Genomic DNA, 23,510 nt, shown 5'->3' on the forward strand with positions numbered 1-23,510 from the left:
GCTACAGCAGTGAGGGGACCTCCGCGGCCTCCACCTGGCGGGCCGCCCGCTCCAGGGCGCTGGCCAGCAGGGCCAGGTCCGTCGGGCCGTTGCCCAGCTCGCGGACCGGGCGGCGGGTCGGGGGGTCGCCCATGCGGTGCCACTCCAGCGGGACGACCGTCGGGCGCAGGGTCGCCGTGCGCGGGATGCGGCCCGTGACCCGGCCGCCCTGGAACGGGACGCTGCGGCCGTCCGCCGAGGTCAGCCGGCCGCGCCCCGGCGCCGGTTCCTCGGGGCCCGCGGTGGGCGCGTCGAGCGTGACGCGCAGCCCGGCCCGCCGGACCGGCTCCGACTCCGCCGTACGGCCGTCCGCCGCCGACGCCGCCACCAGGTGCACGCCGAGCCGCTCACCCTCCCGCGCCACCGCCTCCAGCGCCCGCATCACCGACCCGGCCGCCGGGCGGCCCGGCGAGCCGAGCGCGGGCGAGACCAGCGCGTCCAGGTCGTCCACGACGACGACCAGCCGGGGCAGCGGCGGCGCCGGCTCCGCGCGCCGGCGGGCCGCGCCCGGACGCAACTTCAGCGTGGAGCTCGGCGGCGCCTCCAGATCGCCGGTGTGGTCCGCGCCGCCCGCGCCCGAGGCGCCCCGCGCCGCGGCCGTGCGCTGCGCGACCATCCGGCCCGACAGCTCACGGCCCGTGTGCCACTCGGTGAAGTCGGAGCGGCCCAGCAGCTCGGCCCGGCGCTTCAGCTCCGCGCTCAGCGACTGCGCGAACTCCCGCATCCGCACCGGGTCGTTGGCGGTGAGGTGCGTCGTGACGTGCGGTACGTCCGTCGCGGCGTGCAGGCCCTCGCCGTGGCCGCCGGTCGTGCCGACGGTGCCCCGGCCGTCGACCAGCACGACGCCGAGCCGGTCCGGGCGCTCGGCGGCGGCCAGCGACGCGACGACCGCCCGCAGCAGCTCCGTACGGCCGCTGCCCGGCGGCCCCTCGATCAGCAGGTGCGGTCCCTCCGCGGCGAGGTCCACGCCGACCGGGCCGCGCGGACCGGCGCCCAGCACGGCGCAGGCCCGCCCGCCGAGCGCCTCGGGATCGTCGGCGGCCGCCGCCCAACGGGCCATCAGGGACGCCGGGGTCGCCCGCGCCAGCCCCAACTCGTCGAGCAGCCGCGCCGACAGGGGCAGCGGCGCCGACACCCGCGCGCGCTCCGCCACACCGCCGTCCGTGCGCAGCGGCGCCAGCGCCCGCGCGAACCGCTCGGCCCAGGGCAGCGACACCGCGTCCACGGTGCCGACCGTGCCGTGCCCGACGGGGCCGACCCGGTCGCCGGGGGCGCCCGCGCGGGCCACGCGCAGCAGCCGCAGCGCCGTCGCCACGTCGCCGCTGAGCAGCGCGACGGCGCCGCACTCGCGGAACACCGGCGACGCCGCGCAGGCCGCCTCGTACGTGTCCGTCACCGGCGAGGCGGGGGAGGCAGACGCGGTCTCGGCCAGGCACACCACGTGGATCCCGGCCCGCGGGCCCTCCAGCGCCAGCCGCGCCACGGCCTCGCGCACGTCGCTCCCACCGGGGTCGCCGTCGACCACGAGCACGGTGTGCGGGCCGTCGTAGGAGGGGGCGGCGGATTCCCGGCCGCCGTCGAGGGCCTCGTCCGGGCGGGCCCAGGACGGGCGGTGGGCGGCGGAGCGGGACGCGGACAGCGCGCCGGAGGCGGCTCCCGTCGCCGGGGTGTGCGGGCGAGCCGGGTCGATGCCCTGCCGGGTGTCCGCCAGGTGGTCCTCCAGGCGGCGCAGCAGCTCGTCGGTGCGGGCCGTGGCCTGTTCGCGGTCGTAGGCGAGCAGCAGGCGGCAGTCCTGGCCATGGCCCGGACGCAGATGGGGCAGCCAGCCCAGCCAGGACCACTCGGCCGTGCGCTCCTCCACGGAGCGGGAGCGGTCGGCCGTGATCAGCGCGATCTCCAGCGTGTCGGGGGAGTGCAGCGCCGCGAGCTGCGCCAGCACCGCGCGGGCCAGCCCGGCGAGCCGCGCGCGCGGGCCCGCGAGACCGAGCGCGCCGACCTCGCGCAGCCCGGCGGTCACCGGCACCGCGGGCAGCAGACCGCCGTCGGGCGCCGTCCGGTCGGCCGTGCCGAGCCGCACCGTGAGCGCCTCCGGGTGGCCGGGGCCGCGCTCCCACAGCCGCGGTCCCGGTCCCAGCGCCGTCAGCAGCAGCGCGGCCGGGTCCGGCCAGGTCTCCGGCACGCGCGTGGCGGCGTGGGGCGCCCGCGCGGCGGGGTCGGCCGGCCCGTCGCCGTCGTGCCCGGCCTCGTCCCCGGCGCGCTGTTCGGCCCGCCCGCCGGTCAGCCGCCGCGCCCAGGCGGACAGCCCGCCGCGCCGCCGGACGCCCTGCGGTACGTCCGTCCCGCGCAGCGGGGTGCCTTTGCGGCCGGGGGTGGCGTTGACCTCGCGGGCGTCCGGGGCGTCGCCCGGCGCGGCGTCACGGACGCCCGGGGCGCCGGGGTGCCGGGCGCCCCCGGAAGCGCCCGCCGGCCGACCACCGTGCGTGCCTCCGCGGCCCGAGCCGTGAGCGGACGCGTCGCCCGGGGCGTAAGCCGGTCCGTCGCCCGTGCCGTGGGCCGATTCGTTGCCCGACGCGTGGGCCGGACCGGGGCCCTGGGCCGAGCCACGTCCCGATGAGTGGGCCGAACCGTAAGCGGATGCGTCGCCGCCCGGGCGTGAGCCGTCGCCCGTGCCGTGGGCGGGGCCGTGGCCCGTGTGGGCCGGACCGGAGCCGTGGGCCGAGCCGTAAGCCGCTGCGTCGTTGCCCGGGCGTGAGCCGTCGCCCGTGCCGTGGGCGGGGCCGTGGCCCGTGCCGTGGGCGGGGCCGTGGCCCGTGTGGGCCGGGCCGGAGCCGTGGGCCGAGCCGTAAGCCGCTGCGTCGTTGCCCGGACCCGAGCCGTCGCCCCTGCCGTAGGCCGAGCCACGGCCCGATGCGTGGGCCGGGCCGTAACCGGATGTGTCGCCCGGGCCCTGGGCCGGGCCGTGAGCGGATGCGTCGTCGCCCGGAGCCGAGCCGTCGCCCGTGCCGTAGGCGGAGCCGTTGCCCGAACCGGCTTCCGGCCTGGCGGACGGAACGCGTCCCGCGTTCCCGCCGCGCGCCCCTGCGCCGTGCCCGGTCGCCGGGCCGCCCGCCGCTCCCGTGCCGCCGTCGCCCGCCGCGCCCCGGCTCTCTATCCAGGGCGCCCCGCCCTGCCCCGGCACGGTGTGGTGCTCGCCGGGGGCAGCGGGGGCAGCGGATCCGGGCGGCACCGCCGTGACCGATCCGTACGCGTGGTGCGTGTGCTCCACCGGGCCCGGCGCGCCCTCGCGGGACGTGTCCGTCACGCGCGCGTGGGTGCCGTCGGCGGGCACGCGCACGTGGCCCTCGCCGTCCGGGGCGGTCTCCACGCGGGCGCCCGGGCCGCCGGACGGGGCCAGCCGCAGGGTGGACTCGCCGACCCGCAGCAGCGCGCCCGGCGGGAACCGCACCGCGCGGCCGGTCACGCGCGTGCCGTCCAGCAGCGTGCCGTTCGTCGAGCCGAGGTCGGCGACCGCGACGCGGCCGTCGGCGGCGACGGTCACCGCGCAGTGCAGCCGGGAGACGTCCGGGTCGTCGAGCGGGACGTCGGCGTCGGCGGACCGGCCCACGCGGATCTCGCCGCCGTGCAGCAGATGGACGCCGCCCGCGTCCGGACCGGCGACCACGTGCAGCTGGGTCGGGGCGTCGTCCAGCTCGGGATGCGCCTCCGGCTCCAGGGGAGCGCCCACGGACAGCATGGCGCCGTCGATCAGCGGGGGTTCCCCGAGCGTGCAGCGCTGGGCGTCGAGCCGCTGGGCGGCGGCGTACAGCACGGCGGGGCCGTCGCTGCCGGAGACCGCCGAGGCGAGGGCCGAGGCCACCGCCGCGAGCGCCGTACCGGCGGGGGCCGTGACCAGCACGTCGCAGCTCGCGGCGCGAGCCCGCGCCGTGGGGGAGGGCGGGCCCAGCGGGTCTACGACGGTCAGCCGGATCTGCATCGCCGTCAGCGGTCCCTTCTGCACGGGCGCCCGCCCGACAGGAGCCGAAACCGCCCACGGTCCCCCACCGCGGACTTTCCCCACCCCGCCGCACGAGCACGTCGGCCAGTACAGGAGGCATCCTCGCACCTGCCGCGCACAACGTGCCCGCCCCCCTTCACCAAATGATCTTGAATGGTCGGCTCTGCCCGCAAAAGTGCCTGACCATTGCCGCACCGATGACCGTTTGAGAGCCACTTGAGATCGGTCACGTCGGCCTCCGGCAACCAACGGATCGACTGAAGCGTCTTTCCTTCGAACATGTACGGGCAGGTGCCGGGCAGATACCGGAGCAAGGACAGCCCGGTGCCGGACACCACGGCACTACAGTTGGTCCGAAGACCACCCCCGCGGCACGGTGATTTCCAGGTGTGCGGGCCAGCCAAGCAAGCAGGGAGCGCATGACGTGCGGCCGGTAGGCAGCAAGTACTTCCTCGAGGAGCCGCTCGGACGTGGCGCGACGGGGACCGTCTGGCGGGCTCGCCAGCGGGAGACCGCGGGCGCCGAGGCGGCCGTGCCGGGCCAGCCCGGGGAGACCGTCGCGATCAAGGTCCTCAAGGAGGAGCTCGCGAACGACGCCGACATCGTCACGCGGTTCCTGCGGGAGCGGTCGGTGCTGCTGCGCCTGACCCACCCGAACATCGTGCGGGTCCGCGACCTCGTCGTGGAGGGCGATCTGCTGGCCCTCGTCATGGACCTGGTCGACGGCCCCGACCTGCACCGCCACCTGCGGGAGAACGGCCCCTTCACCCCGGTCGGCGCGGCCCTCGTCACCGCCCAGATCGCCGACGCGCTGGCCGCGAGCCACGCCGACGGCGTCGTGCACCGCGACCTGAAGCCGGCCAACGTCCTGCTCAAGCAGGACGGCGGCGAGCTGCACCCGATGCTGACCGACTTCGGCATCGCCCGCCTCGCCGACTCCCCGGGCCTCACCCGCACCCACGAGTTCGTCGGCACGCCCGCGTACGTGGCGCCCGAGTCCGCCGAGGGCCGCCCGCAGACCTCCGCCGTCGACATCTACGGCGCCGGCATCCTGCTGTACGAGCTGGTCACCGGCCGCCCGCCGTTCGCCGGCCAGTCCGCCCTCGAGGTCCTGCACCAGCACCTCAGCGCCGAGCCGCGCCGCCCCTCCACCGTCCCCGACCCGCTGTGGACGGTCATCGAGCGCTGCCTGCGCAAGAACCCCGACGAGCGCCCCAGCGCCGAGAACCTCGCGCGCGGCCTGCGCGTCGTCGCCGAGGGCATCGGCGTGCACGCGAACTCCGCGCAGATCGCCGCCGCCGAGAACGTCGGCGCGCTCCTCGCCCCCGACCCGGCCCCCGCTCCCGTTCCGGGCACGCCCGGCGCGACCGGCGACGCCGATCCCACGCAGGTGCTGCCGCACGGCGCGAGCGCCTACGACCCGAACGCCGCGACCAGCGTCATGCCGCACACCGGCGGCCAGGGCGGCCCGGCGGGCTCCGCCGACCCCACGGCCGTGATGCCCCCGGTGCCGCAGGGACAGACCGGCGGCGGCCCCGAGGACCCGCACCCCTGGCAGAACCAGCTCCGTGCCGCCCGCGACCGCAACGAACAGACGCAGGTCCAGTACCTCGACCCGAACGAGGACCCGCTGCGCCGCCGCCCCCAGCGGCAGGTCGCCCGCCCCCAGCAGCAGCCCCAGCGGCCCCCGCAGCGACAGCCCCAGCAGCCCTCGCAGGGCTACGGGCAGCAGCAGCCCCAGCGCTACGCGCCGCCCCCGCCCCAGCAGCCCCAGCCGCAGCGGTACGCACCGCCGCCGCCCCCGCCGGAGCGGCAGCGGCCCCCGCGCGAGCCGCGGCAGCGCAGCGCCAACCCGATGCGCATCCCCGGCCTCGGCTGCCTCAAGGGCTGCCTGTTCACCGTCGTCATCCTGTTCGTCGCGGGCTGGCTGATCTGGGAACTGAGCCCGCTCCAGGACTGGATCGGCACCACCAAGGGCTACTGGGACCAGCTCACCGACTGGTTCGGCACCGTGACCGGCTGGATCGAGGACCTCGGCGGCACCTCGGGCGGCGAGACCGGCACCGGCACGGACACCGGCACCGGCTGACGCACCCCGTACGCCGGCTCCTGGTTTGGGGATTTGTCGACACCCAGCGGGTGATTTCCGCCTCGGCGGTGAAGGTTGGCTCCTCGGACGCGTAGTTTTAGCGACAACACGCGTCTGTAGGAGCAGTCTTGGCACGGAAGATCGGCAGCCGGTACACCGCGAACCAGATCCTGGGCCGGGGCAGCGCCGGCACGGTGTGGCTGGGCGAGGGACCGGAGGGTCCCGTCGCCGTCAAGCTGCTGCGCGAGGACCTCGCCTCCGACCAGGAGCTCGTCGGCCGCTTCGTGCAGGAGCGGACGGCGCTGCTCGGCCTGGAGCACCCCAACATCGTCTCCGTGCGCGACCTGGTCGTCGACGGCAACGACCTCGCGCTCGTCATGGACCTGGTCCGCGGCACCGACCTGCGCACCCGGCTGGAACGCGAGCGGCGCCTCGCCCCCGAGGCCGCCGTCGCGATCGCCGCCGACGTCGCGGACGGGCTGGCCGCGGCGCACGCCGCCGGCGTCGTCCACCGCGACGTCAAGCCCGAGAACGTCCTGCTGGACATGCAGGGCCCGCTCGGCCCCGGCGGCTCGCACCGCGCGCTGCTCACCGACTTCGGCGTGGCCAAGCTCATCGACACCCCGCGCCGCAGCCGTGCCACGAAGATCATCGGCACCCCCGACTACCTGGCCCCGGAGATCGTCGAGGGCCTGCCGCCCCGCGCGGCCGTCGACATCTACGCCCTGGCCACGGTGCTGTACGAGCTGCTCGCCGGCTTCACGCCGTTCGGCGGCGGCCACCCCGGCGCGGTGCTGCGCCGGCACGTGACCGAGACGGTGGTGCCGCTGCCCGGCATCCCCGACGAGCTGTGGCAGCTGATGGTGCAGTGCCTCGCCAAGGCCCCGGCCTCCCGGCTGCGCGCCTCGGAGCTCGGCAGCCGACTGCGGGAGCTGCTGCCGATGCTGGCCGGGATGCCGCCGCTGGACGTCGACGAGCCCGACGTCGAGCCGGCCGAGGAGGCCGAGGAGGAACCGGCGGCGGGCGCACCCGCGCCGGGCGGGCGTCCGCAGGCGGCGGTGCGGCGGCGGGGCGCGGTGCCGCTCGTGCCGGGGGCGCGGCCCACGGACGCCAACCGCGACACCCACACGTCCATGCGGGTCCCGGCGCCGGACGAGCTGGCGGGCGGGGCCCGGGGCACGGCCCGGGCCCCGCGCGCGGCCGGCTCGCCCCGCCCCGGCTCGGCCCGCAACCGCGCGGTGGCCCGGCGGCGCCGGATCGCCCTCGGCGCGGGCGCCGCGCTTCTGGTCGCGGCGCTCGGGGTCGGCACCTGGCTGGCCACCTCGGGCGACGACGCGGACGCGACGCCGCGCGACACCGAGAACTCGGCACCCGTGACCCCCTGAGCCGTGGCCCCGGGCCGGGTGGTCCCGCACACACCGGCGTGGGCCGGTCGGCGGAGCCGTTACGCTGGAGGGCGTGGCAGTCGTCGATGTATCCGAAGAGCTCAAGTCCCTCTCCTCGACCATGGAGTCGATCGAGGCCGTTCTGGACCTCGACAAGCTGAGGGCAGACATCGCCGTGCTCGAGGAGCAGGCGGCCGCGCCGTCCCTGTGGGACAACCCGGACGAGGCGCAGAAGATCACCAGCCGGCTCTCCCACCTCCAGGCCGAGGTCAGGAAGGCGGAGGCCCTGCGCGGCCGGATCGACGATCTCGCCGTGCTCTTCGAGATGGCCGAGGAGGAGGACGACCCGGACACCCGCGCCGAGGCCGAGTCCGAGCTCACCGCCGTCAAGAAGGCGCTGGACGAGATGGAGGTCCGCACCCTCCTCAGCGGCGAGTACGACGCCCGTGAGGCGCTGGTCAACATCCGCGCCGAGGCCGGTGGCGTCGACGCCGCCGACTTCGCCGAGAAGCTCCAGCGCATGTACCTGCGCTGGGCGGAGCAGCGCGGCTACAAGACGGAGATCTACGAGACGTCGTACGCGGAGGAGGCCGGCATCAAGTCGACCACCTTCGCCGTGCAGTCGCCGTACGCCTACGGGACGCTCTCCGTCGAGCAGGGCACGCACCGGCTGGTGCGCATCTCGCCCTTCGACAACCAGGGCCGCCGGCAGACGTCCTTCGCGGGCGTCGAGGTGCTGCCCGTCGTCGAGCAGTCCGACCACGTCGACATCGACGAGTCGGAGCTGCGCATCGACGTCTACCGCTCCTCCGGCCCCGGCGGCCAGGGCGTGAACACCACCGACTCCGCGGTGCGCATCACGCACATCCCGACCGGCATCGTGGTGTCCTGCCAGAACGAGCGCTCCCAGATCCAGAACCGCGCCACGGCCATGAACGTCCTCCAGGCCAAGCTGCTCGAGCGGCGCCGCCAGGAGGAGCAGGCCAAGATGGACGCCCTCAAGGGCGACGGCGGCAACTCGTGGGGCAACCAGATGCGTTCCTACGTGCTGCACCCGTACCAGATGGTCAAGGACCTGCGGACCGACTTTGAGGTGGGCAACCCGGAGGCCGTGTTCAACGGCGAGATCGACGGCTTCCTGGAGGCCGGAATTCGCTGGCGCAAGCAGCAGGAGAAGTAACCCGCCCCGCAGGGGGTGTTTTGTCGACATGGCAACTGCCGCCTTCCGGGCGGCAGTTGCCTTTTGTGCACCGTGTGTCTGGGTTTTACATCACACTCACAGCTTCAATATTCCGCAAAGCCCCCGTAGTTGGACATCGCGTACGCAACGGCCTTGACGTTGCTTTGAAAAGTGGGAAGGGTGAAGCCTTGGCATGCGTATCTCTGGGGCGCATGTGAACCGGGGGGCTTCACTTCAGCTACCTCCGTCGATCACGGCCCCGAGCGCCGCCTCATTGACGATCAGCTACTGGGGGTAGCAATCACATGACGAAGAAGACGCGGATCCGTGTCGCGCGGATAGCGGCCGGCGCCGTGATCGCCGCCGGTGCCTCGCTGACCGCCGCGGGTGCCGCCTCGGCCCTGGACATCGGTGTGAACCTTGGCGGCGAGGAAGGCGTCAGCGTTGGTGTCAGCGTCGGCGAGGACCCGTGCGACATCGTGGTCGACCCGGAGTGCGACGACGACACCACCACCGGTGGTACCAGCGGCGAGCAGACCTCTGGCGGTACCGAGGGCGGTACCGAGGGCGGTACCGAGGGCGGCACTGAAGGTGGCACCGAGGGTGGCACTCAGGGCGGCACCGAGGGTGGTACCGAGGGCGGCAGCTCCGTGGGCGGCGTCGTCGGCGGCATCGTCGGCGGTGGCACCAGCGGTGAGCAGACCACGGGCGGCACCAGCGGTGAGCAGACCACCGGTGGCACCAGTGGCGAGCAGTCCACCGGCGGCAACGGCAACGGCGGCGGCACCAACGGCAACGGCAACGGCGGTGGCACCGGCGGCAACGGCGGTGGCACCGGCGGCAACGGCGGCAACGGCGGCGGCACCGGCGGTGGCGACGACTCCACCGGCGGTTCCACTGGTGGGTCCACCGGCGGTGGCGACCAGACCGACCCCGACGGTGGCAACGACAACTCCGCCCAGGAAGAGGGTTCCTCCTCCCTGACGGACACCGGCACCGAAGAGGCGGCCACGGGCTCCGACACCTCGGCCCAGGGCACCGGCGAGGAGCTCGCCGAGACCGGTGCGGCGGAGACCACGTTCCTGCTGGTCGGCGCCGCGACGATGATCGCCGGCGGTATCGGCTTCCGCTTCCTGCCGCGCCTCATGGCCGGCCGCGGCGCCGCTGCCTGACGGTAACCGTCCGCGACGGAACGCGGGCACAGCGCGAGAGCGAGAAGAAGGGCTCGGAGCACACCGCTCCGGGCCCTTCTTCATGAAGCCTTCAGCCGTCCGAGAAAGCCCTGTGCGGGGCTCTGGGCCCCTTACGCGCCCTGGTGGGCCAGGAGGGCCACCGCGGCGATGAGGACCACCAGCAGCGCGATGAGCGCCATCGGGTTCAGTCCCGCGAAGAAGTTCCCCTGCTGCAGCCGCTCGCGGTTCGCCCGGCACACCGGGCACCGGCCCTCGGCCACGGGCGCCGCACAGTTCGCGCACACCAACCGGTCGTACGTCATGCGCTTCGCCCTCCTTGCACCGGTTCCACCCTCGTCAACGTCCACGGGGCCGCGAACGTTCCCCTCCACTGTGCCAGGTTCCCGGGGAAGCCGCCCCGGGGTCGCGTACGGAGGGGCCACGCCCGCATCGGCGCACAAAAACGCACAACCCTCCCGCAACCGCTGCCGGTGCCTGCGCCGCGCTGCCCGGTTCGCGTATGGTCACGCTCATCTACCCCCGGCGACCCGTGGTGCATCCGTGATCCGATTCGACAACGTGTCCAAGGTCTACCCCAAGCAGACCCGCCCAGCCCTCAGGGACCTGTCCCTCGAGGTCGAGAAGGGCGAGTTCGTGTTCCTCGTGGGGTCCTCCGGCTCCGGAAAGTCCACCTTCCTGCGGCTGGTCCTCCGCGAGGAGCGGGCCAGCCACGGGCAGGTGCACGTCCTGGGCAAGGACCTCGCCCGCGTCTCCAACTGGAAGGTGCCGCACATCCGGCGCCAGCTGGGGACCGTGTTCCAGGACTTCCGCCTGCTGCCGAACAAGACGGTCGCGGAGAACGTCGCGTTCGCGCAGGAGGTCATCGGCAAGTCCCGCGGCGAGATCCGCAAGTCCGTGCCGCAGGTGCTCGACCTCGTCGGGCTCGGCGGCAAGGAGGACCGCATGCCGGGCGAGCTGTCCGGTGGTGAGCAGCAGCGCGTCGCCATCGCGCGGGCCTTCGTCAACCGGCCCAAACTGCTCATCTGCGACGAGCCCACCGGCAACCTCGACCCGCAGACCTCCGTCGGCATCATGAAGCTGCTCGACCGCATCAACCGGACGGGCACCACCGTGGTCATGGCCACGCACGACCAGAACATCGTGGACCAGATGCGCAAGCGCGTCATCGAGCTGGAGAAGGGCCGCCTCGTCCGCGACCAGGCCCGCGGCGTCTACGGCTACCAGCACTGACCGCCGTAACCGGCCGCCCGATGACCGTCCACGGAAAGGCATAACCAGTCGCCATGCGCGCCCAGTTCGTCCTGTCGGAGATCGGCGTCGGTCTCCGCCGCAACCTCACGATGACGTTCGCCGTCATCGTCTCCGTCGCCCTGTCCCTGGCCCTGTTCGGTGGCTCGCTGCTGATGAGCGACCAGGTCAACACCATGAAGGGCTACTGGTACGACAAGGTCAACGTCTCGGTGTTCCTCTGCAACAAGAGCGACGCCGAGTCCGACCCCAACTGCGCCAAGGGCGCGGTGACCGAGGACCAGAAGAAGGAGATCGAGGCCGACCTCAAGAAGATGTCGGTCGTCGACAACGTCGTCCACGAGTCGCAGGACGAGGCCTACAAGCACTACAAGGAGCAGTTCGGCGACTCCCCGCTGGCCAGTTCGCTCACGCCGGACCAGATGCAGGAGTCGTACCGCATCAAGCTGAAGGACCCGGAGAAGTACCAGGTCATCGCGACCGCCTTCGACGGGCGCGACGGCGTGCAGTCCGTGCAGGACCAAAAGGGCATCCTGGACAACCTCTTCGGGCTGCTGAACGGCATGAACTGGGCCGCGCGCGCGGTGATGGCGCTGATGCTCGTCGTCGCGCTGATGCTGATCGTCAACACCGTGCGCGTCTCGGCGTTCAGCCGGCGGCGCGAGACCGGCATCATGCGCCTGGTGGGCGCCTCCGGCTTCTACATCCAGGCGCCGTTCATCATGGAGGCCGCGGTCGCCGGACTCATCGGCGGTGGTGTCGCCTGCGCCTTCCTGGTGGTCGGCCGGTACTTCATCATCGACCACGGACTCGCGCTCTCCGAGAAGCTGAACCTGATCAACTTCATCGGCTGGGACGCCCTCTTGGCGAAGCTGCCGCTCATCCTCGCCACCAGCTTCCTGATGCCCGCGCTGGCCGCGTTCTTCGCGCTGCGCAAGTACTTGAAGGTGTGACACATGCCAAGCGGGCCGTACGGTCAACCGGCCGTACGGCCCCTTGCGTTGTCCTAGACTCACCGGCATGTCAGGTCGTGACCTGTTCTGTCAGCCCCGCCGCCTGCGCCGCGGGGCCGCCCTGACCTTGGTGTTCACCAGCGTCCTCGTCGCCGGCGCGGCGACCGGCTCGCTGCCCGTTCCCGAGCCGAAACCCGCGCCGGACACGGCCCGTTCGGCCGCCCCCGCCGGTCACCACGAGGACGTCGCCAGGGCGGCCGAGGAGGCGATGGCCGACGGCAAGTCCCCCGTGGAGGCCGCCGAGCGCGCCGTCAGCCGCAGCGGCGACCGCTGGGCCGCCGTCTACTCGCAGGGCGAGTACGAGGAGTTCGAGAAGACCCTCGACGGCCAGTACACCGGCGTCGGGCTGTGGGCCCGGCGCGAGCGGGACGGCCGTATCGAGGTGACGAAGGTCAAGAGCGGCTCGCCCGCCGCCGACGCCGGGATCCGCGCGGGCGACCGGCTCGTCGGCGTCGACGGCCACCGCGTCACCGGGCGGCCCGTCACCGAGGTCGTCGCCCTCCTGCGCGGCGACGCCACCGACGCCGACGCCGGGACCACCGTCCGCCTCGGCCTGGAGCGCGGCACGCGCGCGTGGACCGAGACCCTGCGCCGCGCCCGGCTGACCACCGAATCCGTCAGCGTGCAAACCCTGCCCGGCGGCGTCACCGTGATCAAGGTTGCCGCGTTCACCAAGGGCGCCGGCGACCAGGTCCGCAGCGCCGTACGGCGGGCGCCGGCCGCCGCCGGCGTCGTCCTCGACCTGCGCGGCAACTCCGGCGGGCTGGTCACCGAGGCCGTGACCGCCGCGTCCGCCTTCCTCGACGGCGGCCTCGTCGCCACCTACGACGTCGACGGCGCCCAGCGCGCCCTGCACGCCGAGCCCGGCGGCGACACCGACCGGCCCCTGGTGGCGCTGGTCGACGGCGGCACGATGAGCGCGGCCGAGCTGCTCACCGGCGCCCTCCAGGACCGCGGCCGCGCGGTGGTCGTCGGCTCCCGGACCTTCGGCAAGGGCTCGGTGCAGATGCCGAGCCGGCTGCCCGACGGTTCCGTCGCCGAGCTGACCGTCGGCCACTACCGCACCCCCTCCGGGCGGGGCGTCGACGGGCGGGGCATCACGCCCGACCTGGAGGCGGACCGGGAGGCGCTGGTCCGCGCGGAGACCGTCCTCAGCGGCCTCGGCGACGCCGAGTGAAAACGGCTTCCCGCCGACCCCCGTCGTAGTGCGAAAATGGGCGGACTATGGCTAAGGAAAAAGGGCGCAAGCTGATCGCGCAGAACAAGAAGGCGCGGCACGACTACCTCGTCATCGACACCTACGAGGCCGGTCTGGTCCTCACCGGGACCGAGGTGAAGTCGCTGCGCCAGGGCCGGGCGTCGCTGGTCGACGGCTTCGTGCAGCTCGACGGGCACGAGGCGTGGCTCTACAACGTGCACGTGCCGGAGTACAGCCAGGGCACGTGGACCAACCACAGCGCCCGCCGCAAGCGGAAGCTGCTCCTGCACCGCGCCGAGATCGAGAAGCTGGAGTCGAAGTCCCAGGAGACGGGGCACACGATCGTGCCGCTCGCCCTGTACTTCAAGGACGGCCGGGCCAAGGTCGAGATCGCGCTGGCCAAGGGCAAGAAGGAGTACGACAAGCGGCAGACGCTGCGGGAGAAGCAGGACCGCCGCGAGGCCGACCGCGTGATCTCCGCCATCCGCCGCAAGCAGCGGGCCTGAGCCACGGGACCGGGCCGGGGCCTGACCTGGGGCAGCGCGCCCCGGGAATACGGTGGCATCGACGCACGTTGGTCACGTACGATGGCATCTGCACCTCACAGCGGGTGCGCGGTTTGTCAAATCAACATGGGGATGATCGGTTTCGACAGCGGCTGTCGAAGCAGGGGAAGCGTGTCGAGGAAGCGGCCATGATCTCGTAAACCACAGGCCGAAAAAAATAATCGCCAACACCAAGCGCGATTCCTCCCAGCAGGCCTTCGCCCTCGCTGCCTGATCTCAGGTAGCAGAGCGAGCCTCCTACTAAGGGAGTGTCAGCCCGGGGCTGTTCCCGACCCGGATCCTGGCATCAGCTAGGGAACTAAACCTCTAGGCCCGGTCACGGGGTGTAGAGGGAAACCAAACAGTGACTGAGCCCGTCGGAGACTCGTCCGCGTGATCTCCGGGGCTGAGAAAAGCACAGCGGACTGCACACGGAGAAGCCCTGGTTCCGCACCGTTGGACGCGGGTTCGATTCCCGCCATCTCCACCACCCCATGAAGAGCCCCCGCCCGGGAAACCGGTCGGGGGTTTCTTGCGTGGCGGGCGCGGTCTGGAGGCTGACCCCATGCTGGGCATGGCCGATGTGGGGCCCGGCTCCATATCCGTCGGTGGTTCACGGTTCTACCGTCCCTCGGTATGACACCGACCAGAGCCGCGACATCCCCCCGCCTCCTGTTGGCGACCGTCCTGGTTGCCCTGCTCACGGCCCTTCTCACCCCCACGACCGCCCGCGCGGCCTCCCTCCAGGAGGTCACCGGGTTCGGCACCAACCCCGGCGCGCTGCGCATGTTCCGCTACGTGCCCGACGGACTGCCCGCCGGCCGGCCCGTCGTCGTCGCCCTGCACGGCTGCACCCAGAACGCCTCCGGCTACGGCACCGGCAGCGGCTGGCTCCAACTCGCCGACCGCTGGGGCTTCTCCGTCGTGCTGCCGCAGCAGCAGAGCGCCAACAACGCCTCCTCCTGCCTCAACTGGTTCCAGACCGGCGACATCCAGCGCGGCCAGGGCGAGGCCGCGTCCATCGCGCAGATGGTGGACCGGCAGCTCGCCGACGTCTCCGGCGCCCCGTCCCGCGTCTACGTCACCGGCCTGTCCGCCGGCGGCGGCATGACGTCGGTGATGATGGCCGCGTACCCGGAGAAGTTCGCCGCGGGCGGCGTCGTCGCCGGGCTGCCGTACGGCTGCGCCCAGGCCGCCGGGTCGCCGTACGTGTGCATGTACGTCGGTGCCACGCAGACCCCGCAGCAGTGGGGCGACCGGGTGCGGGCCGCGCGGCCCGGGTACACCGGGACGTGGCCCACGCTGACCGTGCTGCACGGCACCGCCGACTACACGGTGAAGCCGGTCAACATGACCGACCTGGTGGAGCAGTGGACCAACGTGCACCGCGCCGACCAGACCGCCGATGTCGCCGACACCGTCGCCGGGTACCCGCACCGGGTCTACCGGGGCCCGGCCGGGAACGCCGTGGTCGAGACGTACGAGATCACCGGCATGGGGCACGGGCAGCCCGTCGACCCGGGCAGCGGCGCCGAGCAGTGCGGCACGGCCGGCGCCTACATCCTCGACGTGAACCTGTGCGCCGCGTACCGGCTCGGGCGGGCCTGGGGCCTCGGCTGACCCGGCAGGCGGCACCCGCCGGTCGGGCGGGGAACTCACGGGCGCCCGCGCCCAGTTCGGCGCGGGTGGCCCGGCCCGGTCCTTCGGCGGGGGCGTCGCGCCGGTGACCCGCCGGGCCGCCCGCGCCCGCGCGTCCGCTGAAGGGGAGGCGGCCGGGACGTCGTACGTGCCGCGCTCCACCACCCGCTTCGGGCGGGTCACGTCCCCGTGCGCGAGGTCGCGGCCGGGGACGGGAGTTCCGCCGGTCGCGGGCGGCGGAGCAGGGTGCAGGAGAGCAGGAGGGCCACCGTCGCCGCCGCCGGCGGGACGCCGTACCCGGCGGCGGGGGACACGTGCTCCACGGTCCAGCCGCCGGTCGCGCTGCCGCACGCGATGCCGCCCAGCAGGCCGGTGACCGCGAGCGTCATGCCCTCGTTGAGGCGGCCCTCGGGGGTGCGGCGCTGGACCAGCGTCATCGTGGTGACCATGGTCGGCGCGGTCGCCATCCCGGCGAGCAGCAGCGCCCCCGCCACCAGCGGCAGCGAACCGGTGAGCGCCGCCGGCAGCGGCAGCGTCAGCAGCGCCGCCATCGCGGCCACGCACCACGGCAGCCGGGACTCCGCCGGACCGGCCGGGCGGACGGCGCCGTACAGCAGCCCGGCCGCGCAGGAACCGGCCGCCTGGAGCGCGAGCACCACGCCGGCCGCCGTACGGTGCCCCTGCGCGTCCGCGAACGCGATCGTCACGACCTCCATCGCGCCGAACACCCCGCCCGTCGCCAGGCACACCGCCAGCAGCGACGGCATGCCGGGCGCGCGCAGCGGCGACTTCGCGGGCGTGCGCCGGTGCACGGGCGGCTCGGTCGAGCGCTGCGCGGCGAACAGGAGCACGCCGGTCAGCAGCAGCACGGCGCCGACGAGGGTGCCCGCCTCCGGGAAGAACGTCCCGCACAGGAACGCCGCCAGCACCGGGCCCAGCATGAAGCACAGCTCGTCCGCCGCCTGCTCGAAGGAGTTCGCGGTGTGCCGCGCCTCGGCGTCGTCGCCGAGCAGGTGGGCCCAGCGGGCCCGGGACATGCCGCCGGTGTTCGGGGTCGTGGCGGTGGCGGCGTAGGCGGCGAACAGCGTCCAGTCCGGGGTGCCGTGGCGCACGCACAGCAGCAGGGCGAGCGAGCCGCACACCGCGACCGCCGTGGCGGGCACCGCGATCCGGGCCTGGCCGTACCGGTCGACGAGCCGCGCGGTCCACGGCGCGACCACCGCCGTCGCCGCGAGGCCGGTCGCCGTGACGGCACCGGCGAGGGCGTACGAGCCGCGCGCCCCGGCGATCATCACCACGGCGCTGACGCTGAACATCCCCATCGGCAGGCGCGCTATCAGGTTCCCCACGGTGAAGGCGAGGGCGCCGCGGTGCCGGAAGAGACGCCGGTACGGGCCGGGCGGGCGCCGGGGCGACGCGCGCCGCGGGGCGAAGTCGGCGGCGACGAGGGTGTCGGCGGTGACGGTGAGGACGAGGGATTTCGAGGACGGCGACGGGGACGGGGCCGAGGACGGGGACGGGGACGGGGACGGCGGGGGCGGGGAGGGCTGCGGCATGCATCCACCGTCGCCCGGCGGTGATCACGGGGTCCAACACCTGCTCGGCACCCATTGACGCACCCCGGTTGTGAATCGCGGCGTCCCGGCAATCCGGTACCGACTCACGCACCCGCGTTGTAAATTCGCCCGGTGCCCGCACCCACCCACCTCGACCCCCGGCTGCTGCGGGCCTTCCTCGCCGTCGCCGAGGAACTGCACTTCACCCGCGCCGCGGTCCGCCTCTACGTCGCCCAGCAGGCGCTCAGCCGGGACATCAGGCGACTGGAGCGGGAACTCGGCGTCGACCTCTTCGTCCGCACCACCCGCCAGGTCACGCTGACCGCCGACGGCGAGCGCCTCCTGCCGTACGCGCGCCGCGCCCTCCAGGCCCAGGACGAGCTGCTCGCCGCCTTCGGCCAGGCCCGCCCGCTGCTCGTCGACCTGAACTCGCCGGGCCTGAGCACCGGCCGCAGCGTCCTGCACCGGGCCCGCGAACTCGCCCCCGAGCACGAACTCATGGCCCGCTACGAGAGCGGCCTGACGTACGCCGCCGGGGAGCTGATCGCCGGCCGCCTCGACGCCTCGTTCGGCCGGTTCGCCGGACTCGACCCGGCGCTGCGGTCCGGCCTCGACCACCAGCCCGTGCGCTACGAGCCGATGGCCGTCGTCCTGCCCGAGGACCACCGGCTGGCCGAGCTGTCCGAGGTGCCGCTCGCCGCCCTCACGGGGGAGTCCGTGTACGCGGGCGCCGGCAATCCCCGCACCCCCGAGTGGACCGACCTCGCGCGCCGGCTGTTCGAGGGGCGGGGCATACGAATCGCGCCACCCGCGCCGCTCGCGATCGGGGAGGAGGAGTTCCAGCGGATCATGGCGAAGACCCGGAACCCCATCCTCGCCGTGCGGGGCTTCCCGGCCCTGCCGGCGACGGTCGTGCGGCCCCTCGTCGACCCCGTGCCGCTGTCGCCGGTGTCCCTGGTGTGGCGAAAGCGACTCGCGCATCCCGCGCTCGACGCCCTGCGCCGGGCCGCGGCCCAGGTCAGTGCCGGTCAGGGGTGGTTGCGGAGACCGGCGGGGGGATGGCTTCCGGCCATCGACGAGAACGTGATGACCCCCACCTGAGACCGTTATGTCGTCTCATGACTGACACGCGGCAACCACACTTCCTCCGCGTGCGCTACATTCTTCGCCTGAGCACGGTGTGGTAATGGGGCGCTCGAGCCGAGTGGGGGCCCGGGTCGATCGACGGGTGCTCGGGGTCGTTATGCGCACCCAGAACTGTCCCGTGGGGGGAAGCGCGCGCGTGAACAACTGGCGAGAAGACGCCCAACCGGAATGGCCCGTGGTCGCCTCGGCGACCCAGGAGATACCGGTGGTGGCGGAGGACGACGCGGGCGACCCGACGACGCGGGCCTTCCCGGTCCCGTCCGGTGAGGATCCCGGCGCGGCCCGCCCGGAGACCCTGCGCCTGGACCGCCGTTACCGGCTGACGCCGCCCACCGACGCGACGGAACTGCTGCCGAGGGTGGACCCGACGCGGGCGGATCCGACACGAGCGTTCCCGCAGCAGGCGGGGGGCGCGGGGTTCGGCCCGACACCGGCCCGAGGAACGCCCCGAGGGGCGAATTCCGGCCAGCGCCCCGACGTCGAGCGCCGCATACCCGACGTCGACCGCCGCATGCCGGACGTCGGCAGCCGCGCACCCGAGCGTCACATACCCGACGTCGACCGCCGCACGTCCGACGCCGACAGCCGCGTACCCGAGCCCCACATACCTGAGCGCCACATACCCGAGCGCCGCATACCTGAGCGGCCGGGTGACCGCTCGGCCGCGGATCGCCGTACGACCGCCCTCGGCGTGGGCCTCGGTGGCGTGGACGCCGGCCCGGCCAACCCCGCCGCCCCCCGCGGTCCCTGGCGGACCGACGGCCCGGCGACCGCCCGCAACGCCGCGGCGACGACCGGCCACGCCCCCTCCACACCCGGCCACGTCCCCACCACGCCCGGCCGCGACCGGTCCGCCCCGGGCCGCGCCCCCGCGCCCACCGACCGCACCCCTGGCTCCTCCGGAGCCCTCGGCCGCACCCCCGCCGCCCCCGGCCACCCCCTCGCCGCCACCGACACCCCCACCACCATGCTGAACGTGGCCCCTGGTGTCGCCGATGCCCCCACTGCCCCCGGTGCCGCCGGTGTCGGGTCCGCGCGGTCCGTCGCCCCCCGGGACCCCTGGCAGCAGGACCTCGACGCCGGCGCCCACGACCCCACCGTCGACCCGCACGAGGTCACCGTGCAGCTCGACGCCGTACAGCTCGGCGACGGGCTGATCCGCAGGGCCGCGACCGCCGCCGGTGGTCAGGAGGCGTCGGACGGGCCGGTGTTCGTGGACGAGTCCGGCCGCCGCAGCCGCCACTTCCGCCGCCTGGGCATGGCCGTCGCCCTCGCCTGCGCGGTCTACGCCGTCGTCATCGTCGCGACCCTGCTGTCCGGCAGCTCCGACGCCCCCTGGCTGCCCGTACCCGGCCAGAAGGACGAACAGCCCGCGGGCAAGGTCGACACCACGCCGCTGCCCACCCCGTCGACGGGACCCACCGGCGCCACCGCCCCCCAACCGGGCACCTCCCTCTCGCCCGGCGCGAGCGACTCCCCGCTCCCCGGCACCACCGCGGGCGCCCCCGGCGTCACGACCGACCCCGACGAGCCCGGCGCCGACCCGGAGCCGACCGCCACGCGGTCCACCCCCCGGCCCGGCACCGGCGGCGGCGCCGACCCCGCCCCCACGAAGACCACGCCCCCGGCGGCCACCGAGGACCCGGAACCGACGCCCGACCCGACCGGGCCCACCGCCGAACCGACGGAGACCGCCGGCGGCGACCCCGTCGAGGCCGACACCGTCGCCGCCGGACCGGGCGACACCGAACCCGCCCCCGCGAGCACCCCCGAGGCGCTGGGCGCCTCCTCCTCCCCGTCCCCGGAGTACGTCCTCTGATGGCATCCCGCACCCCCCGCCACAGGGCCGCGACCGGCACCCGTGGCGGCCCCCGGCGCCGCCGCGTGCCACTGCGCTTCCTGCTCCCCGCACTCCTCCTCGTCGCCCTGATGGCGATGCTGATGCTGCGCGGCTACGTGCACAGCGAGATCCTCGCCGACCACCGCGTCCGCCCGCCCGCCCCCACCGACAAGGTGCCGCAGCGGATCCTCGACGGCGGCCCGGTCATCGACACCCGCGGCGGCCGCACCGACACCTTGCGCGTGCCCGACCACCGGCTCGTCCTCACCTTCGACGACGGCCCGGACCCGGTGTGGACGCCGAAGGTCCTGGACGTCCTGAAGAAGCACGACGCGCACGCCGTCTTCTTCGTCGCCGGCACCATGGCCTCCCGCCATCCCGACCTCGTCAGGCGCATGGTCGACGAGGGCCACGAGATCGGCCTGCACACCTTCAACCACCCCGACCTCTCCTACCAGTCGAAGAAGCGCATCGACTGGGAGCTGTCCCAGAACCAGCTCGCCCTCAGAGGCGCCGCGGGCATCCGCACGTCCCTCTTCCGGCCGCCGTACTCGTCCTTCTCCGCCGCCATGGACAACGCGTCCTGGCCGGTCACGCAGTACATCGGCTCGCGCGGCTACATCACCGTCCTCAACAACACCGACAGCGAGGACTGGCAGCGGCCCGGCGTCGACGAGATCATCCGCCGCGCCACGCCCAAGGGCGGCCAGGGCGCGATCGTCCTCATGCACGACTCCGGCGGCGACCGCAGCCAGACCGTCGCGGCGCTCGACCGGATGCTGCCCGACCTCAAGGAGCGGGGCTACGAGTTCGACAACCTCACCGAGGCCCTGGACGCGCCCAGCGCGCACACCTCCGTCGCGGGCCTCGAGTCGCTGAAGGGCAAGGCGTGGATCTTCCTGGTCCAGGCCTCGGAGAAGATCACCGACGGTCTGGTGGTCGGCCTCGCGGTGATCGGCTCGCTCGTCATCGGCCGGTTCGTGCTGATGCTGCTGCTGTCCGGCGCGCACGCCCGCCGGGTGCGGCGCCGCGGCTTCCGCTGGGGCCCGCCGGTGACCGAACCGGTGTCGGTGCTGGTCCCGGCGTACAACGAGGCCAAGTGCATCGAGAACACCGTGCGTTCCCTGACGGCGAGCGAGCACCCGATCGAGATCGTCGTCGTGGACGACGGCTCCACGGACGGCACGGCCCGCATCGTGGAGGCGATGGGCCTGCCGAACGTCCGCGTCGTGCGCCAGCTCAACGCGGGCAAACCGGCCGCCCTCAACCGCGGCCTCGCCAACGCCCGTTACGACATCGTCGTGATGATGGACGGCGACACCGTCTTCGAGCCGGCCACGGTCCGCGAACTCGTCCAGCCCTTCGGCGACCCGCGCGTCGGCGCCGTCGCGGGCAACGCGAAGGTCGGCAACAAGGACAGCCTGATCGGCGCGTGGCAGCACATCGAGTACGTGATGGGCTTCAACCTCGACCGCCGCATGTACGACGTGCTGCGCTGCATGCCGACCATCCCCGGCGCGGTCGGCGCGTTCCGCCGCAGCGCCCTGGAGCGGGTCGGCGGCATGAGCGACGACACGCTCGCCGAGGACACCGACATCACGATGGCCCTGCACCGCGACGGCTGGCGCGTGGTCTACGCGGAGAACGCCCGTGCCTGGACCGAGGCCCCGGAGACCGTGCAGCAGCTGTGGTCCCAGCGCTACCGCTGGTCGTACGGCACGATGCAGGCCATCTGGAAGCACCGCAGGGCCCTGATCGAGAGCGGCCCGTCCGGCCGCTTCGGCCGCGTCGGCCTGCCCCTGGTCTCCCTCTTCATGGTCCTCGCGCCGCTCCTCGCCCCCCTGATCGACATCTTCCTCCTCTACGGCCTCGTCTTCGGCCCGACGCAGAAGACGATCGTGGCCTGGCTGGGCGTCCTCGCGATCCAGGCGGTCTGCGCGGCCTACGCCTTCCGCCTCGACCGCGAACGCATGACCCACCTCATCTCCCTCCCGCTCCAGCAACTCCTCTACCGCCAGCTCATGTACGTCGTCCTCCTCCAGTCCTGGATCACGGCCCTCACGGGCGGCCGCCTGCGCTGGCAGAAACTGCGGCGGACCGGGGTCGTGGAGGCACCGGGCGGTTCCGTCCCGAGCGGCCGGACCAGCAGTGATCGGAGGCCCGTGGCATGACCCACGGCTACACCACGGGCACGTCCCCGCAGCCCACGCCCGAACCCACGCCGACGCCCGAACCCACGCCCACGCCCGAACCGAAGCCCGCCGCCGCGGCGCCCACCGCGCCGAAGCCCGGCCGGGACCGCTACCTGGACCTGCTGCGCTCCATCGCCCTGGTCCGCGTGGTCGTCTACCACCTGTTCGGCTGGGCGTGGCTGACGGTGCTGTTCCCGTCGATGGGCGTGATGTTCGCGCTGGCGGGCTCGCTGATGGCGCGTTCCCTGAAGCGGCCGGCGCCGGGCGTCATCAAGGGCCGCGTGCGCCGGCTGCTGCCGCCGCTGTGGGCGTTCAGCGCGGTGGTGCTGGCGCTGATGTTCGTGAACGGCTGGAACCCGGTGAAGGAGTCGTCCGACGGCCCCACCTGGGGGCTGGTGGAGCTGTTCAACTACATCGTGCCGGTCGGCGCCCCGCCGTTCCCCTGGCACATCGGCTCCAAGTCCGGCCTGCTGGAGGACACCTGGGCGGTCCAGGCGGCCGGCCCGCTGTGGTACCTGCGCGCCTACCTGTGGTTCGTGGTGGCGTCCCCGCTCCTGCTGTGGGCGTTCCGCCGCGCTCCCTGGCCGACGCTGCTGGCCCCGCTGGCCCTCACGGCGGTCGTCGGCACGTCCCTGGTGAAGATCCCAGGGGAGACGGGCAACGCGGTCACCGACTTCGCGGTCTACGGCGGTTGCTGGGTGCTGGGCTTCGCCCACCAGGAGGGCCTGCTGAAGCAGATCCCGCGCTATGTCGCCGTCTCCTGCGCGTCGTTGCTGATGGCCTTCGGGCTGTGGTGGGCGTCGAACCACCTGGGCCCGGACGGCTGGGACCTCAACGACATCCCGCTGGCCCAGGCTACCTGGTCGTTCGGCTTCGTCGTGATCCTGCTCCAGTACTCGCCGTCGTGGCGGGAACTGCCGGGCAGGCTGGCGAAGTGGGACAAGCTGGTGACGCTGTCCAACAACCGGGCAGTCACGATCTACCTGTGGCACAACATGCTGATCATGGCCACGGTCCCGATCCTGGACCGGCTCTACGAGCTGCCGTTCATGCAGAGCGAGCGGGCGGTGGCGGCGCTGGACGCCACATACATGCTGTGGATGTTCGCCCTGGTGTGGCCGCTGATCGGCCTGGCGATCGTCGCGGTCGGCTGGATCGAGGACGTGGCGGCGAAACGCACGCCGCGCCTGTGGCCGAACGGCGCACGGAAGACCACGTCACGCCGGGGCCGCCGGGCCGCCGGAACGTACTGAC

General features: G+C 73.8%; 16 protein-coding genes and 1 other RNA gene. 14 read left to right on the forward strand and 3 right to left on the reverse strand.

All coding sequences use genetic code 11. From position 1 onward, the window contains the following. Position 1 precedes the first annotated feature (1 nt). Positions 2–4,012, reverse strand: coding sequence for an FHA domain-containing protein (locus ACZ7D7_RS05175; RefSeq protein ID WP_470823184.1), 4,011 nt, complete (start codon positions 4,010–4,012; stop codon positions 2–4). Between the two features lie 445 nt (positions 4,013–4,457). Between ACZ7D7_RS05175 and ACZ7D7_RS05180 the strand changes: the two genes are divergently transcribed. The 4 genes from ACZ7D7_RS05180 to ACZ7D7_RS05195 all read left to right on the forward strand — a co-directional run bounded on the left by ACZ7D7_RS05180 (position 4,458) and on the right by ACZ7D7_RS05195 (position 9,859). After that, positions 4,458–6,122, forward strand: coding sequence for a serine/threonine-protein kinase (locus ACZ7D7_RS05180; protein WP_470822532.1), 1,665 nt, complete (start codon positions 4,458–4,460; stop codon positions 6,120–6,122). A gap of 128 nt (positions 6,123–6,250) precedes the next feature. Next, the gene (locus tag ACZ7D7_RS05185) at positions 6,251–7,507 is read left to right on the forward strand and encodes a serine/threonine-protein kinase (RefSeq protein ID WP_470822534.1); all 1,257 of its coding nucleotides are present in this window, start codon (positions 6,251–6,253) and stop codon (positions 7,505–7,507) included. Positions 7,508–7,580: 73 nt separating this feature from the next. Beyond that, a complete protein-coding gene (prfB, locus tag ACZ7D7_RS05190) occupies positions 7,581–8,687 on the forward strand; it encodes a peptide chain release factor 2 (protein WP_470822536.1) in 1,107 nt (368 codons plus the stop codon). Between the two features lie 305 nt (positions 8,688–8,992). Then, positions 8,993–9,859 carry a hypothetical protein gene (locus tag ACZ7D7_RS05195; protein ID WP_470822537.1) on the forward strand — a complete coding sequence of 289 codons (867 nt, stop codon included), beginning with the start codon at positions 8,993–8,995 and terminating at the stop codon, positions 9,857–9,859. A gap of 131 nt (positions 9,860–9,990) precedes the next feature. Here the strand turns inward: ACZ7D7_RS05195 and ACZ7D7_RS05200 are convergent, their stop codons facing one another. Continuing rightward, entirely contained in the window at positions 9,991–10,182 is a 192-nt protein-coding gene (locus tag ACZ7D7_RS05200; protein ID WP_470822538.1) for a hypothetical protein, read from the reverse strand. A 238-nt stretch (positions 10,183–10,420) separates the two neighbouring features. Here ACZ7D7_RS05200 and ftsE point away from each other — a divergent pair, with 238 nt between their 5' ends. The 6 genes from ftsE (at position 10,421) to ACZ7D7_RS05230 (ending at position 15,504) form a co-directional block, all read left to right on the forward strand. Further along, entirely contained in the window at positions 10,421–11,110 is a 690-nt protein-coding gene (gene ftsE, locus ACZ7D7_RS05205) for a cell division ATP-binding protein FtsE (RefSeq protein WP_470822540.1), read from the forward strand. A 53-nt stretch (positions 11,111–11,163) separates the two neighbouring features. Next, the gene (gene ftsX / locus ACZ7D7_RS05210) at positions 11,164–12,081 is read left to right on the forward strand and encodes a permease-like cell division protein FtsX (protein WP_470822542.1); all 918 of its coding nucleotides are present in this window, start codon (positions 11,164–11,166) and stop codon (positions 12,079–12,081) included. A gap of 67 nt (positions 12,082–12,148) precedes the next feature. After that, complete coding sequence (locus tag ACZ7D7_RS05215; RefSeq protein ID WP_470822543.1) at positions 12,149–13,318, forward strand: S41 family peptidase; 1,170 nt, start codon at positions 12,149–12,151, stop codon at positions 13,316–13,318. A gap of 47 nt (positions 13,319–13,365) precedes the next feature. After that, the gene (smpB, locus tag ACZ7D7_RS05220) at positions 13,366–13,845 is read left to right on the forward strand and encodes an SsrA-binding protein SmpB (protein WP_470822545.1); all 480 of its coding nucleotides are present in this window, start codon (positions 13,366–13,368) and stop codon (positions 13,843–13,845) included. Between the two features lie 128 nt (positions 13,846–13,973). Beyond that, positions 13,974–14,374: a transfer-messenger RNA gene (ssrA, locus tag ACZ7D7_RS05225) on the forward strand. A gap of 146 nt (positions 14,375–14,520) precedes the next feature. Further along, positions 14,521–15,504: an extracellular catalytic domain type 1 short-chain-length polyhydroxyalkanoate depolymerase gene (locus ACZ7D7_RS05230; protein ID WP_470822547.1), complete on the forward strand. Its 984-nt coding sequence runs from the start codon at positions 14,521–14,523 to the stop codon at positions 15,502–15,504. Between the two features lie 197 nt (positions 15,505–15,701). Here ACZ7D7_RS05230 and ACZ7D7_RS05235 read toward each other — a convergent pair whose 3' ends face one another. Then, positions 15,702–17,078 carry an MFS transporter gene (locus tag ACZ7D7_RS05235; RefSeq protein ID WP_470822548.1) on the reverse strand — a complete coding sequence of 459 codons (1,377 nt, stop codon included), beginning with the start codon at positions 17,076–17,078 and terminating at the stop codon, positions 15,702–15,704. 132 nt (positions 17,079–17,210) lie between these two features. On the opposite strand from ACZ7D7_RS05235, the gene ACZ7D7_RS05240 reads away from it, so the two are divergent. The 4 genes from ACZ7D7_RS05240 to ACZ7D7_RS05255 all read left to right on the forward strand — a co-directional run bounded on the left by ACZ7D7_RS05240 (position 17,211) and on the right by ACZ7D7_RS05255 (position 23,509). Continuing rightward, positions 17,211–18,179, forward strand: a complete 969-nt coding sequence (locus tag ACZ7D7_RS05240) for a LysR family transcriptional regulator (RefSeq protein WP_470822550.1) — start codon at positions 17,211–17,213, stop codon at positions 18,177–18,179. Between the two features lie 181 nt (positions 18,180–18,360). Continuing rightward, positions 18,361–20,043 (forward strand): DNA polymerase III subunit gamma/tau domain-containing protein, encoded by a 1,683-nt coding sequence (locus ACZ7D7_RS05245; RefSeq protein WP_470822552.1) that lies wholly within the window; start codon positions 18,361–18,363, stop codon positions 20,041–20,043. Next, on the forward strand, positions 20,043–22,235 hold the full coding sequence (locus ACZ7D7_RS05250) for a polysaccharide deacetylase family protein (protein ID WP_470822553.1): 2,193 nt from the start codon (positions 20,043–20,045) through the stop codon (positions 22,233–22,235). Before ACZ7D7_RS05245 ends, ACZ7D7_RS05250 begins: the two co-directional genes overlap by 1 nt. After that, on the forward strand, positions 22,232–23,509 hold the full coding sequence (locus tag ACZ7D7_RS05255) for an acyltransferase family protein (protein ID WP_470822555.1): 1,278 nt from the start codon (positions 22,232–22,234) through the stop codon (positions 23,507–23,509). The genes ACZ7D7_RS05250 and ACZ7D7_RS05255 overlap by 4 nt, the downstream gene beginning before the upstream one ends. Position 23,510: the final 1 nt, after the last annotated feature.

It is taken from the genome of Streptomyces sp. NPDC037054 (genome assembly GCF_055606745.1).

Coding starts and splice junctions, on each gene's coding strand:
- ACZ7D7_RS05215 (WP_470822543.1), top strand. CDS start 12,149: ATGTCAGGTCGTGACCTGTTCTGTCAGCCCCGCCGCCTGCGCCGCGGG.
- ACZ7D7_RS05230 (WP_470822547.1), top strand. CDS start 14,521: ATGACACCGACCAGAGCCGCGACATCCCCCCGCCTCCTGTTGGCGACC.
- ftsX (WP_470822542.1), top strand. CDS start 11,164: ATGCGCGCCCAGTTCGTCCTGTCGGAGATCGGCGTCGGTCTCCGCCGC.
- ACZ7D7_RS05200 (WP_470822538.1), bottom strand. CDS start 10,182: ATGACGTACGACCGGTTGGTGTGCGCGAACTGTGCGGCGCCCGTGGCC.
- ACZ7D7_RS05195 (WP_470822537.1), top strand. CDS start 8,993: ATGACGAAGAAGACGCGGATCCGTGTCGCGCGGATAGCGGCCGGCGCC.
- smpB (WP_470822545.1), top strand. CDS start 13,366: ATGGCTAAGGAAAAAGGGCGCAAGCTGATCGCGCAGAACAAGAAGGCG.
- ACZ7D7_RS05250 (WP_470822553.1), top strand. CDS start 20,043: ATGGCATCCCGCACCCCCCGCCACAGGGCCGCGACCGGCACCCGTGGC.
- ACZ7D7_RS05175 (WP_470823184.1), bottom strand. CDS start 4,012: ATGCAGATCCGGCTGACCGTCGTAGACCCGCTGGGCCCGCCCTCCCCC.
- ACZ7D7_RS05235 (WP_470822548.1), bottom strand. CDS start 17,078: ATGCCGCAGCCCTCCCCGCCCCCGCCGTCCCCGTCCCCGTCCCCGTCC.
- ACZ7D7_RS05255 (WP_470822555.1), top strand. CDS start 22,232: ATGACCCACGGCTACACCACGGGCACGTCCCCGCAGCCCACGCCCGAA.